Origin of the sequence: Thermococcus indicus, from assembly GCF_006274605.1 — an archaeon.
In the GTDB taxonomy this organism is placed as follows: domain Archaea; phylum Methanobacteriota_B; class Thermococci; order Thermococcales; family Thermococcaceae; genus Thermococcus; species Thermococcus indicus.
The window spans coordinates 1,866,476-1,878,942 of record NZ_CP040846.1; the positions used below are offsets into that span (position 1 = coordinate 1,866,476).

The 12,467-nt window shown below is 56.6% G+C and carries 11 protein-coding genes; 9 read left to right on the top strand and 2 right to left on the bottom strand.

Annotated features, from left to right (window positions below; translation table 11 throughout):
- Positions 1 to 6 precede the first annotated feature (6 nt).
- Genes FH039_RS10090 through FH039_RS10125 form a run of 8 tightly spaced genes read left to right on the top strand, consistent with a single transcriptional unit; the run spans position 7 to position 9,304 of the window.
- Positions 7 to 1,119 (top strand): protein-glutamate methylesterase/protein-glutamine glutaminase, encoded by a 1,113-nt coding sequence (locus tag FH039_RS10090; protein ID WP_139681213.1) that lies wholly within the window; start codon positions 7 to 9, stop codon positions 1,117 to 1,119.
- Positions 1,091 to 3,394, top strand: coding sequence for a chemotaxis protein CheW (locus tag FH039_RS10095; protein ID WP_139681214.1), 2,304 nt, complete (start codon positions 1,091 to 1,093; stop codon positions 3,392 to 3,394). The genes FH039_RS10090 and FH039_RS10095 overlap by 29 nt, the downstream gene beginning before the upstream one ends.
- Positions 3,384 to 4,016 carry a chemotaxis protein CheC gene (locus FH039_RS10100; protein ID WP_139681215.1) on the top strand — a complete coding sequence of 211 codons (633 nt, stop codon included), beginning with the start codon at positions 3,384 to 3,386 and terminating at the stop codon, positions 4,014 to 4,016. Before FH039_RS10095 ends, FH039_RS10100 begins: the two co-directional genes overlap by 11 nt.
- The gene (locus tag FH039_RS10105; RefSeq protein WP_139681216.1) at positions 4,013 to 4,708 is read left to right on the top strand and encodes a chemotaxis protein CheC; all 696 of its coding nucleotides are present in this window, start codon (positions 4,013 to 4,015) and stop codon (positions 4,706 to 4,708) included. The genes FH039_RS10100 and FH039_RS10105 overlap by 4 nt, the downstream gene beginning before the upstream one ends.
- A gap of 3 nt (positions 4,709 to 4,711) precedes the next feature.
- Positions 4,712 to 5,200, top strand: a complete 489-nt coding sequence (locus tag FH039_RS10110) for a chemotaxis protein CheD (RefSeq protein WP_139681217.1) — start codon at positions 4,712 to 4,714, stop codon at positions 5,198 to 5,200.
- A gap of 14 nt (positions 5,201 to 5,214) precedes the next feature.
- Positions 5,215 to 7,458: a methyl-accepting chemotaxis protein gene (locus FH039_RS10115; protein ID WP_139681218.1), complete on the top strand. Its 2,244-nt coding sequence runs from the start codon at positions 5,215 to 5,217 to the stop codon at positions 7,456 to 7,458.
- 46 nt (positions 7,459 to 7,504) lie between these two features.
- Entirely contained in the window at positions 7,505 to 8,257 is a 753-nt protein-coding gene (locus tag FH039_RS10120; protein ID WP_139681219.1) for a hypothetical protein, read from the top strand.
- Positions 8,258 to 8,278: 21 nt separating this feature from the next.
- Positions 8,279 to 9,304 (top strand): CheF family chemotaxis protein, encoded by a 1,026-nt coding sequence (locus FH039_RS10125; RefSeq protein WP_139681220.1) that lies wholly within the window; start codon positions 8,279 to 8,281, stop codon positions 9,302 to 9,304.
- A 17-nt stretch (positions 9,305 to 9,321) separates the two neighbouring features.
- On the opposite strand, the gene FH039_RS10130 is transcribed toward FH039_RS10125, so the two are convergent.
- Complete coding sequence (locus FH039_RS10130; RefSeq protein WP_139681221.1) at positions 9,322 to 10,602, bottom strand: CGP-CTERM sorting domain-containing protein; 1,281 nt, start codon at positions 10,600 to 10,602, stop codon at positions 9,322 to 9,324.
- Between the two features lie 71 nt (positions 10,603 to 10,673).
- Here FH039_RS10130 and FH039_RS10135 point away from each other — a divergent pair, with 71 nt between their 5' ends.
- Positions 10,674 to 11,420 (top strand): PH0542 domain-containing protein, encoded by a 747-nt coding sequence (locus tag FH039_RS10135; RefSeq protein WP_139681222.1) that lies wholly within the window; start codon positions 10,674 to 10,676, stop codon positions 11,418 to 11,420.
- Here FH039_RS10135 and FH039_RS10140 read toward each other — a convergent pair.
- Positions 11,385 to 12,428 carry a coiled-coil domain-containing protein gene (locus FH039_RS10140; protein ID WP_240703314.1) on the bottom strand — a complete coding sequence of 348 codons (1,044 nt, stop codon included), beginning with the start codon at positions 12,426 to 12,428 and terminating at the stop codon, positions 11,385 to 11,387. The two genes, FH039_RS10135 and FH039_RS10140, sit on opposite strands and share 36 nt — an antisense overlap.
- Positions 12,429 to 12,467 lie beyond the last annotated feature (39 nt).

Here is a 12,467-nt window from a genome sequence, read left to right on the forward strand (position 1 = left end):
ATTTTGATGCCACTGAGCTCCCCCTCCCGAAAAATCCGGGTACTGGTAGTCGACGACTCAGCCTTCATGAGGAAGATACTTCGGGACATCATAAACTCCGACCCGGAGCTGGAGGTCTGCTGCGAGGCCAGGGACGGCGTTGAGGCAATAAATATGGTAAAGCTCCACAAGCCCGACGTGGTAACGCTCGATATCGAGATGCCCAGGATGAACGGCCTCGACGCCCTCCGGGTTATAATGAAGCAGACCCCCCTCCCGGTTATAATGGTGAGCGCCCTGACCCAGGAGGGCGCCGAGGCCACCATCAAGGCCCTTGAGTACGGTGCGATAGACTTCATCCCCAAGCCGAGCTCCTCCATCTCCATCAACATGAAGGAGATTCGCGGGGAGATAATAGCCAAGATAAAAGAGGCCGCCAAGGTACCCAGGCGGTTCCTTGAGCTAAGGAGGACGAGACTGCTCAGGGCGCAGAAGATCAAAACCAGAAAGCCCAGCGTCCCGGCAAAGACGGTCGTTGCCATAGCCTCATCAACGGGCGGCCCCCAGTCCCTGCTTAGGGTCATACCCAAACTTCCCGGGAACCTGAGGGCCGCGGTGCTGCTCGTACAGCACATGCCGCCCGGGTTCACAAAGTCCTTCGCGAAGAGGCTCGACAGCCTGAGCAAGATAGACGTCAAGGAGGCAGAGGATGGGGACCCCATAGAGGAGGGGAAGGCCTACGTGGCCCCCGGCGACTACCACATGGAGGTCGAGATGAGGCGCGGAAAGCCGGTTATAACGCTCAACAAGAAACCCAAGATACACGGGGTAAGACCCGCCGCCGACCCCATGATGACCACCGCCGCAGGGGTGTTCGGGCGCAGAACCGTCGGCGTCGTTATGACCGGCATGGGCAGGGATGGGGCACAGGGGACGGTAGCCATCAAGAAGAAAGGGGGAATAACCATCGCCCAGGACAAGGAAACTTCGATAATCTTCGGCATGCCCAAGGCCGCGATCGAGACGGGCATGGTGGACTACGTCGTCCCGCTGGATAAAATCGCAGAGACAATTGTGATGGCAGTAAACAAGGTTAACCGGGGTGGTGCCGGTGGAGGATCTTTCGCAGTATCTAGATGAGTTCCTCGCCGATGCGAGGGATAGGATAGACAGCCTCAGCAACGCAATACTCACGCTGGAGAAGATAGTCAAGGAGGGCGGGAGCGAGGAAGAGAAGAAGGCCATGATAGACCAGATTTTCCGCGATGCCCACACGCTAAAGGGTACCGCCGCCACGATGGGATTCATGAAGCTCAGTGAAGTGGCCCACAAGATGGAGAACCTCTTCGATCTCGTGAGGAGCGGGAAGGTGGAACCAACTCCCGACCTGATAGACGTGCTCCTGGAATTCCTTGACGCCATTGAGGGTATGGTGGACAGCATAGAGGAGAGCGGCAACGAGGGAGACTTTGACGTGGAGGAACTGTTCGCCAAGGCGGAAAAATTCTTCAGCGGCGGGGGGAAAACCAAAAGCGAGAAGGAGGCCCCGAGGGCCCAGGAAGAGGAAGCCCCGCAGGCGAAGGAAGAGGTCTCTCCAGCGGAGGAAGTTCCCGGCAAGAAGTACGTGGTCAGGGTACGCTTCCACAAGGACGCCCAGTTGAGGGGCGTAAGGGCTTTTCTCATACTGTCCGACCTCGAGGACATCGGGGAGGTCATCAAAACCAACCCCGATAGGAGCATCATCGAGGACGGAAAAGCCGACGTGGATGTTCTTGAGTTCGTAGTCGCAACCGATGAGGACCCGGAGAAGATAAAAACCCTTGTGACCAGGCATCCCGAGGTTGAGGACGCGGAGATAGAAGAGCTGAAGCAGGAAGAGGGCGTAAAAACCTATACCGTCACAGTGTACATGCAGAAGGACGCCCCCCTCAAGGGGGTACGCTCCTATCTCGTTCTCCAGGATCTCCAGAAGATGGGAGACGTCATCAAGACCGTACCCGACAGGGTCTCAATTCAGAATGGAGAACTCACCGACGGGTACTACTTCGGGGTTCTTCTGACATCGAGCCTTTCCCCGGAGGACATCAAAAAGGTCATCCTTAAACACCCGGATGTCCAGGACGCCGACGTCCAGGAAGGAGAGGGCAAGGAAGCCCCGAAACCAAAGGAAGAAACGGCCCCCAGCGGGAAGCCCGCCGCGGCCTCAGCGAAGAAGGCATCCAAGAAAAAGCTCCCCTCAACCCCCAAGGTCAAGGTATCCAAGATAATCAAGGTCGACGTCGGCCATCTCGACAGACTCATGAACCTCGTCGGCGAGCTGGTCATCACGAAAGGCCGGCTGGAGCAGATTGCGGAGAGACTCGGAGACCGCGAGCTGCTCGAGACCCTATCAACCCTATCGAGGCTCCTCACCGAGCTGCAGGACGAGATAATGGAGATGCGCCTCACGCCCGTTGCCGAGGTCTTCAACAAGTTCCCGCGCATGGTCCGCGAGCTGGCGAGGAAGATGGGCAAGGAGGTCGATTTCATCATCGAGGGTGCGGACATAGAGGTCGACAGGACAATACTCGACAAGCTCGGCGACGTCCTCGTCCACCTGCTGAGGAACGCCATAGACCACGGCATAGAGCCACCCGAGGAGAGGGAAAAGGCAGGGAAACCGCGCGCCGGCAGGCTCGAACTCATAGCAAGACGCGAGAGGAGCCACGTCGAGATTATAGTGAAGGACGACGGTCGCGGCATCGACCCCGAGAAGATAAAGAGAAAGGCGCTGGAGAAGGGCCTCATCACCCCCGAGCAGGCGGCAGAGATGAGCGACGAGGAAGCGATAAACCTGATATTCCTGCCGGGCTTCAGCACGAAGGAACAGGTCACCGACGTGTCAGGCAGGGGCGTTGGAATGGACGTCGTCAAGGACGTCGTCAAGAGCCTCAACGGCAGCATATCCGTCCAGAGCAAGGTCGGAGAGGGTTCGGTGTTCGTGCTCAAGCTGCCGGTCAGCATGGCCATCATCCAGGCGCTGCTCATTGAGGTCCAGGGTGAGGTCTACGCGGTTCCGATAAACAACATACTCGAGAGTATCGAGATCAAGCGCGAGGACACAAAGAGCATAGGCGGTAAGGAGGTCATAGTGCTCCGCGGTGAGATAATACCGGTCGTTATGCTTCACGAACTGTTCGGCCTGCCGGTTCCAGAGATGAACGAGTTCCCGGCGATAATAATCGACCTCGGAGCACAGAAGGTGGCGGTCGGCGTTGATAAGCTCCTCCACAAGAAGGACATAGTCATCAAGAGCCTCGGAAAGATGCTCTCCCACATCAGCGGCTTCGCGGGGGCGACGATACTCGGAGACGGTAGCGTGGTACTGATTATTGAGATAAACGGACTGCTCGGTGGTGGTAGGGGTGGACTCTGAGAACTACGAGGAGTACATCAAAAACCTGGACGAATTCGCCAAGAGTGCGCTGGTTGAAACCTTCAATATAGGTGCCTCCAGGGCAGCAGACGCGCTCAGCGAAATGACGGGTCTAACCGTCAACATCACGGTTCCGGAGATAGAGATAACCTCCATCAAAAACGTGCCCGAGAAGGTCGGTGAGGACGTAAAGGTGGCCGTCTACATCGGGCTCAGCGGCGGCTTTGACGGCCATGCGTTTTTCTTCCTGGACTTCGAAGACGCACTCAAAATGTTCGATATGATGATGGGAATGCCGCCCGGCTCAACGGCGGAGTTCGATGAGATGGTGCAGTCCGCGGTCATGGAGGCGGGCAATATTCTGATCTCCGCCTTCGCAAACGCCCTCAGCGAGTTTCTGGGAACGAGCATAAACCAGACCCCGCCGGACATGGCGGTTGACTTCACCCCGGCCATACTGGACTTCGCGCTCGCGGACATCGGCCGGCACTGTGACTACACCATGCTGCTCAAGACCACCATCCACATGGAGGGTGTTCAGTTCAGGGAGCACTTCATGATACTGCCCCACCCCGCCTCCATGAAGAGGATCATCGAAACCCTTCTGGGGGGATTCGCATGAGCGAGCACAAAAGCTGGTCGTCGAAGTGGTATCAGGACATATTTAGGGAGGCATCGAACATAGCGATGAGCCACGCGCTCACAGCGCTCTCAAACATGATAGGAGAGATTGAGATGGAACCCCCCGCGGTGGAGGTCCTCCCGCGGGCAAGGTTCCTCGCGATGATAGCGAGCAGGGGCATCAGGGACAGCTTCGTCGTGATGTTTGACATAACGGAAGGCCTGAGCGGCCTCACTATACTCCAGTTCCCGAAGAAAAGCGTCAGGGCGCTGGTATCACTCCTGCTCGGGATGGATCCGGATGACGAGGGCATGGACGAGATGGGACGCTCCGCCATCATGGAGATAGGCAACATACTCATCTCCGTCTACACCGACATACTGGCCCAGCTCATAGGGGAGCCCGTCTCACTCAGTCCGCCCAAACCCGTGGAGAGCCTGTACGACGCCGAGAGGGAACTGGCGAGGCCGGACCTCAGGGATGTCACCGAGGTACTGGCGTTCAAGACGCGGTTCTACCAGGCCAACACCGACGTGGAAAGCTTCTTCTACCTGATTCCGACCAAAGATGCCTTTGACAAGCTCGTGAGCAGGCTCGAAGCCCAGATAGAGAGCGTCGGGGCGAAGGAAGATACCCCCGAAAGCAGCGGGGGCGAGGCGGCGGCCGAGGAAAACGGTTCCGGCGAGGGTTGAGTCTTGGGGGAGATAAAGGTCGGAATCGGGGACTACGCGGTGGGCAAAAAGGCCGGAATAATCAGCACCTACGGCCTGGGCAGCTGCGTAGGTATAACCCTCTACGACCGCCTGACGAAGGTGGGCGGTCTGCTCCACGCCCTCCTGCCGGAGGCGAGCTACTACGGCAACAAGGGCAACCCCGCGAAGTACGTTGATACGGGCCTCCAGCTCCTCATCAAGGACATACAGAAGCTGGGCGGGAACCCCAGGCGGGCGGAGGCAAAGCTCTTCGGTGGGGCGCACATGTTCAGCAACGTCAGCAACGAGAAGCTCATGATAGGAAAGAGAAACGTCGAGGTCGCAAAGAAGGAGCTCAAAAGGCTCGGAATACGGCTGGTAGCCGAGGATACAGGCGGAAAAGGCGGGAGGACGATTTATCTCGACCTATCCACAGGCAAGGTTAGAATGAGACGTGTCTCAAATGGAACCATAACCGAGCGCACCTACTAACCCGGGTGGTGCCCATGGAGTTTAAGAAGAAGGTGATAGGCATAGTTGTTGTGGCGCTCCTGCTGGTGACAGCGATCGCCGGGGCAATGATGCTCTACACTGGCAACAACACCGCAAAGCTCATCGAGACCAAGATGGCTCCCCTCGTTGAGGAGCAGGCACAGGATGCAGTGATGGCCCAGGCTACCGCCATAGCCGCTGAGTTCCAGGGGTTCTTCAGCACCGTGGAGGCCCTTGGCAGTGCCACCGCGGGCTCCGTCGAGCTGTCCCTCAAACAGCTCCAGCTTGAGGGTGTGGACTTCGGCGACCCCGGCTACGCCGACAAGCTCAGGCCGCTTCTCATGGAGCACTTCGCGGTCATAGCGGACTCGGAGAAGGCCCTCAGTGGCGTGTATTTTGGCGATGCAAACGGCAACATGTTCATATACCCTCACCAGGACCTGCCCGAGGGTTACGACCCGAGGGTCAGGCCGTGGTACCAGGAAGCCGTTAAGAAGAACGGCCCGACGTGGAGCGAGCCGTACCAGGACGCGTCAACCGGAAAGTGGGTTGTTACCTACGCGATTCCCGTCCACTACAACGGCAGGCTCGTCGGCGTCGTGGGCCTGGACGTCTATATAGACACCCTGACGAAGAGGATAGACGAGGTCACCATAGGGGACACCGGCTACGTGACCGTGGCGGGAGCCAATGGGATGACCTACATGCACCCCAACCACGACTACATAATGAACCTCAACGTCTTTGACGTGCCGGCACTCAAACCGATCGCTAATATCATACGGAGCGGAAAGGACAGGGACGTCGTGACGTACACGTTCAACGGAGTTCAGGCCGTCTCGGCAGGCGTCAAAATACCCAGCACCGGGTGGTACGTCTTCGCCAAGGTCCCGGTCAGCGAGGTGAGTGGAGGGGTAATCAAGGTCATAGAGGACACCAAGGAGACCACCTCAAAGTCAGCCCTCATGCTCAGCCTCATCATCCTGGTAATATCAGCGGTGCTGATAGGGGTCTCCTACAGGATGGTGTCCCACTCCATTAAGCCGCTTGAGGAGTTGAGGCGGGTCGCGCAGGCTCTCGCCGAGGGAAGATTAAGCGACGTGAGCAAACAACTCAACCAAATCCACTACATTGAAGACGACGAAATCGGAGCCCTCATAAAAGCCTTCGAAGCCGTCGGAAAAGACCTAGTCGGAACACTCAACACCATAGCTGACAAGCTGGAGCGCCTGGCCGAGGGCGATTTGAGCAACGGCATGAGCATGGAAGCCAAGGGAGAGCTCAAGGAAATTCTCGAAGACCTGAGGGACACAACCCATAAGCTCAAGGGCCTCATCGGCGAGATAGTGAACGTCACCAACGAACTCGACAAAAAAGCCAACATCCTCACCCAAATCACAACCGACGTAACAGAAGCCATCAATCAGGTTAATGAAGCAGTACAGCAGGTTAGCATTGAGGCCCAGAGGCAGCAGGAAAGCATCAACGAAATAACCGAAGGAATGCGCTTCGTCTCAGAAACAAGCGCCGAAAGCGTCAGAGCAATGGACGAATTCGAAGCAGCCGTAAACGAAGTCGTCACAATAGCCAACGAAGGCAGACAAAAAGGCGAAACCTCTGCCAGACAGATAGAGAGCATCCAGCAGACGATGAGCGAAATCGAGGAGTCCGTCAGGAAGGTTGCTGAGATGAGTAGGAGTATTGAGGAGATTACGAATGTGATTACCAACATTGCCGAGCAGACGAATCTCCTGGCTTTGAACGCTGCGATTGAGGCGGCGAGGGCTGGCGAGGCTGGAAGAGGCTTCGCTGTGGTCGCCCAGGAGATTAGGAAGCTTGCGGAGGAGAGTAAACAGGCTGCGGACAACATCAAGAACATCATCGACCAGATTACCGGCGAAATCCGCGACGCAGTAGACAGCACCCAGCGCGGCGTTTCGGTGGTCGGTGAGAGCGCCGAGACCCTGCGTGAGACGATAACCTACCTGGGCAACATAGCTGATCTGCTTCAGGATGCGAGTTCGAGGATGGGTGAGGTTAAGGAGCAGATTGTTAGGACGCAGGATGAGGTTGAGAATGCTTTGAGGTCTCTTGAGAACCTGGCTGCGAGTGCCGAGGAGACCACGGCTTCAGCGGAGGAGGTAAGCTCGGCAGTTGAGGAGCAGACTGCGGCAACGGAAGAACTCGAAAGAGCCGCCAAAGACCTCAAAAACATCGTGGAAAACCTGAGGGACATAATCGGCAGGTTCAAACTCTAAGGCCCTTTCGTTGTTTCCTTCTTTACACAGCATCGGGGGTGAGAAGATGGACTGGGTGATGATAGCGGTCATAGCCGTCGTGGTGCTGCTCGGAACCGTGCTCTCGGCGTACATCATATCCAACACACTCAACAACCAGATGGGCGAGCTGTACGCGGTGCTTGTGGAGCGCGAGCTGAGGGAGAGCAGTGCAGCCTCCCGGCCAAAGGAAACGAAGCAGCAAAAAGCAGAGCCCGCGGTGGAGCATCCGAAAAAGATGAGCGTCTCCGGCGTCAACGAGGAGGAACTGATACAGAAGCTCCGCAAGGTTATAGACGAAAAGGTGCAGAACGTGCTCAGCGAGGCCAAGAGGAAGAAGGAGAGGCTCGGCATGCTGCTTGATGTCGCAAGGGGTTACACCCTGGGGTACGTGAGCGAGGAGGAGTACAACGCGTTCCTCATGAAGGTGCTGGCGGAGCTGGACGAGTTCAAGCGCCTGTGGCTGGCCCGCTTCCCGAGCCAGAGGGATAGGGAAAGGCTGAACCTCATGATGAACTACGTTGCAAAAACTAAGCTCCCCGTCGTGGTCAGGAGCAAGGACGGGAAGAGCCAGATGACGCTCCCTCCCGAGGAGGCCCTCATCAGAATCACAAGCAATATAAACAGTGCCATGAATATCCTCGACGAGCTGATTGAGGGCAGGGGCGAGAATCCCGCCGTGACGCCCCTGGAGGTGAAGCTCACCCAGGAATGTGAGAAGCTCCGTGCCAAGGTCGAGAAGCTGGAGAGACAGCTGGAGGAGTACAACGCCCTCACGTGAGGGTTCCAAAGGGGATGAACCATGGCAGTGACGGAAACGAGGGTCAAGGCGACCATAATATCATCGTGGAAGGGATCGGGCAGGGTTACATGGAGGGATGCCATAGGCGGAATACAGAACGACCGGCTTATCCTCAGGTACCTCAAGATGGGGGAGGTTGTGGGGGAGGACAATTTCCCGTTTTCGTCACTCACCGACCTCAGCGTGAATGTGCCGGATAACTACAAGCTCAATCCCGAGAAGGAGCACTTCGGGATGAAGTTCTACCTGCCCGGCAGGGGAGAGCTCACCCTTATCCTCACGATAGGGGACAACCTCCTCATATACGACGAGAACAAGTTCCGCGAGTTCGTCCATACCCTCTTCGAGACGCTCATAAACGGAAAGGCCGTGAAAATTCAGCTGGCCAGAATGAAGGGTGGAGCGATAAACATGGAGTCCACGTGGCAGGACGGCTCCCTGAGGATAGTTTCGGTAAAGTCCGCCAAGAGGGGCAAAACCGAGCGCAACATAGTCATCCTCGACCAGGACAGAAGGCCGATACCGGTGTTTTCCGACGTCGAGGACATGGACATCGAACAGGTTGACCTGAACGGGAAGAAAATCGAAGCCTGGAAGGTGAAGCACTTCTACATCAACGAGACCGTTACCTCGTATCTCTACATCCCCGAGAAGAAAACCCGCCTGTTCGTACTTCGCTACCTCCTAAAGTACATCCCGAGCTATTTCGAGTTCATCCTCAAGGTATCGAAGGAGTTCCCAACGCTCCAGGCGGAGTTCAAGGAGGTCATGGAGAAGGAGCTGAAGGAGCTGGAGAGCCTCGACGAGACCGAAAAGCAGATACTCATGGCGCTGTACTCGGGACTCAACCCCCTTGAGGTTCACCAGTTCCTCGGGCTAAGCGAGAGGGAGATAGAGGAGATATACGACAGGATGATAGACAAGGGGCTCCTAAAAATCGTCATGATAAGAAAGGTCGTTGACCTGACCAGGGACGGCAGGAAAATAGTCAACAAGCTCATAGAGTACGGACTCGTGGCGATGTAAATAGAAAACGGAGAGAATCAGCGCCTCCTCACGAGAAGGCCAATGAGCGCCAGCGCCACAATGACGGCTGGCCCGCAGATGCTCTTCTCACCCCCCTTCCCCGCGAGCTTCTCAACATCAACTGCATAGAACGCCGAGCTGGCGGTTCCAACCACCGCGGTTCCGTTCTCAACCGCAATGCTGCGGACGTAGCCCAGGTTCGGGAGCTCCCCAAGGATATCGCCGCCGGTGGGGTCGACCGCGTAGAGCGAACCGACGCTGTAGATAACCGTTGTCCCGTTCTCGTTCCTGCTTTCAAACTTACCCGTCCCCACCAGGAGAACACCGTCAGCGTATCTGACCACCTTGACCCTGTAAGGAAAGCTCTGGTTCCACAGAACCTTTCCAGAGGAATCCAGAGCCACGAGTTCCCCACCACCCGGGCCCATTCCTCCAACGTAGGCGGTGTCACCTTTCACCTCGATGTCCTCGGTGTAGAACAGCTTCCTCTCCCAGAGCACCTTTCCGTCGGAGCTTATCATGTAAACGCGTCCCTCGGAGGTACCGTTTCCTGTCCCCGCAAGCACGCCACCGTTCCATAACTCCATGTCCCTGACCCACTGGCCCGTCTCCACGGTCCAGGCAACGGTCCCGTTGGGCAGGACGCCGTAAACGTAGCCGAACTGTCCGGGGCCAACGTATCCTGAGGGGAAACCCGCGCCAACGTAGATTATCCCGTCCCCGACCCTGACCCTGCTGACGAGGGAGGTGAAGTTCAGGGTCCAACCGTTCAGTATCACGGTATCGTTCAGAAGGGTTCCACGGTACAGGTGGCCAACGTACAGCTTACTACCATTCTCAAGGAAGAAGTCGCCGTCAACCGCGTAAACATCCTTCCCGGTTATCTGAAAATCGTAAAGCTTGTTCGTTGTGAGGTTCCTGGCCACGAACCTGCCGTCCGGGTCAAAGGTGATGAAACCCCCCATGCTCCCCACCAGAACGCTCCCATCGGGCAGGGGGTACAGCTTCACAACGTAGCCGGAGTCGTTCTGCCACAGGAATGTGCCGTTGGACGAGTACGCGGCGGTGGTTCCCAGGTAGTAGATACCCACCATGCCGCTGGCGTTGGCCAGCTGCCTGTAGGAGCATCCAGCGTAAACCCTGCCGTTGAGGATCGCGACCGCCTCAATGCTCTTCTGGTACTGGACGTCACCGCATACCTCACCCTTCCAGAGCACGGCTCCCTGTTCCGCAAGCACCTGTGCGGACAGAGAAAAAACCAGCAACAGCATTAGAATCACTGGAACTCCCCGTTTCATGGTTTATCCCCCCAAATAGGCTGGGTGAAAAGCTTATATAAACCTTTGCAGTAACCAACAGTGGTGGTTGAATGAACGAAGACCTAGACATCAGGGAGGCTCTGGCAACCGGAGAGGGCCTGGAGGAGGTGCTAATACGCGCCACTGCAAGCGAGGAGACCCTCAAAGAGATCCTCCACCTTCTAGACGACGACCTGTGGACGGTACAGAAAAACGCCCTGAAGGTAGTTGTGGAAGTGGCGAGGGACAGGCCGGAACTCCACGAGTCCCTGATAACCAAGCTAATGGTAATGCTGAGGAGGAGCGAGGCAGTGCCCCTCACACAGGAGATAGCCAGGGCATTTGGGGTCCTCGCTGAAGTCGCGCCGGACAGAATATCGCGCGTTCTGCCGGCGGTGTTCGCCAACTACCGCATTGGAGACCCCAAGATAAAGGTGAACATGGCCTACGTTCTCGAGGAGATAATGAGGGTCAAGCCCGCACTTCTCAGCAACATCTTCAGGGACATCGGGTACATGCTGGTCTCCAGAGACACCACAGACAAATTGACGGCTCTGAACTTCATCTCGGCACTCGGTGAAAACGGGGTAAGGTACGTGAGTCCGTTCCTGCCCAAGCTCTTCAATCTGCTCCACGACAGGGACGAGATCGTGAGGGCCAGCGCAGTTGAGACCCTGGTTCGTATAGCCGAGCTGAACGAGAAATTAAGGAAGATTATACGGACAAAACTGGAGGAAATAGACGACCGGAGCGACCTCGTAACGAAGAAGGTTGAGGAGGGGCTAACCAGACTCGCCATCCTCGACAGGGGAGGATGAATCCTCAAGCCTCTCCTGAAGGAACGTCTTCAGTGCCTCCTTGAGCTTCTCGTTCTCCTCGCGGAGCCTGGCGTTCTCCTGCCGTATTCCCTCGACCTCCTGGAGGATGTTCTTAACCTCCTGAAGGGTGCTCTCGAACTTGGACCTGGGGATGAACTGCGTCTTCAGGATGGTAAGCGCGGCATCTATGTCGCTCGTGCCCGTTAGCGCCGCAAGCTCCTTGCGGATACGGTTGATCTCGGCGAGCTTCGCCTCGTACTCCGACAGTCTCTTGCCCAGTACATCAACCCTCCGGGACATGTCTTTAAGGGCGGCAAGTTTTCGCTTCAGATCCTCTATCTCCCGTTCCTTTTCGATGAGGGCCTTCTGGAGTCTCTCTTTCTCATGAAGGGACGACTTAAGGCGAACGTTTTCAGCAACAAGCTCCTCGTACCTCTCCTGTATCTTCAGGAGAGTCTCGGCCAAGTCCACGCTCACCCCAAAAACGTCCTTCTTCATCTGCTCCTCAAAATCCTTAAGGCGTTCCTCCACGTACGCCCTCACGAACTCATCCATCTTCTTTCCATACCGCTCCTCGAGGCGTTTCATGATCTCCCCCGGGAGACGCTCCATGCGCTCCTCCATCTCGCCGATACGGGGCACGAGCATCTCAACGCTGTCGAGGAAAAGAGTTCTACGCTCAAGTTCCATCAGCTGGTCTTCCAGGCTCTTAATGCGTTTCTCCAGCGCGCGGGAGGATTCCCTGCTTGAATTGCTCAGCTCCTCAAACTTGCGGTTGAGAATCTCAATGCGCTCTGCGAGCATCTCCCTGTCCATGCGAAGCTCCCTGATGAGTGCGGCTATTGCCTCCAGCGCAAGAATGGAGTAGTCCGAAGCCGTCTCGGATTCGGGAATAGCGGACTTAACACTGTCCCAGTCACGGAGGGTTTTCAGCTCGTCGATGACATCCGGATGCCTTTCCTTGAGGTACTCCCAGTTGACACTGCCCCTTTTGGACTTCTTGAGCATAACCACCAACCGTTAAAAAATACCCAGGGATATTTAAAT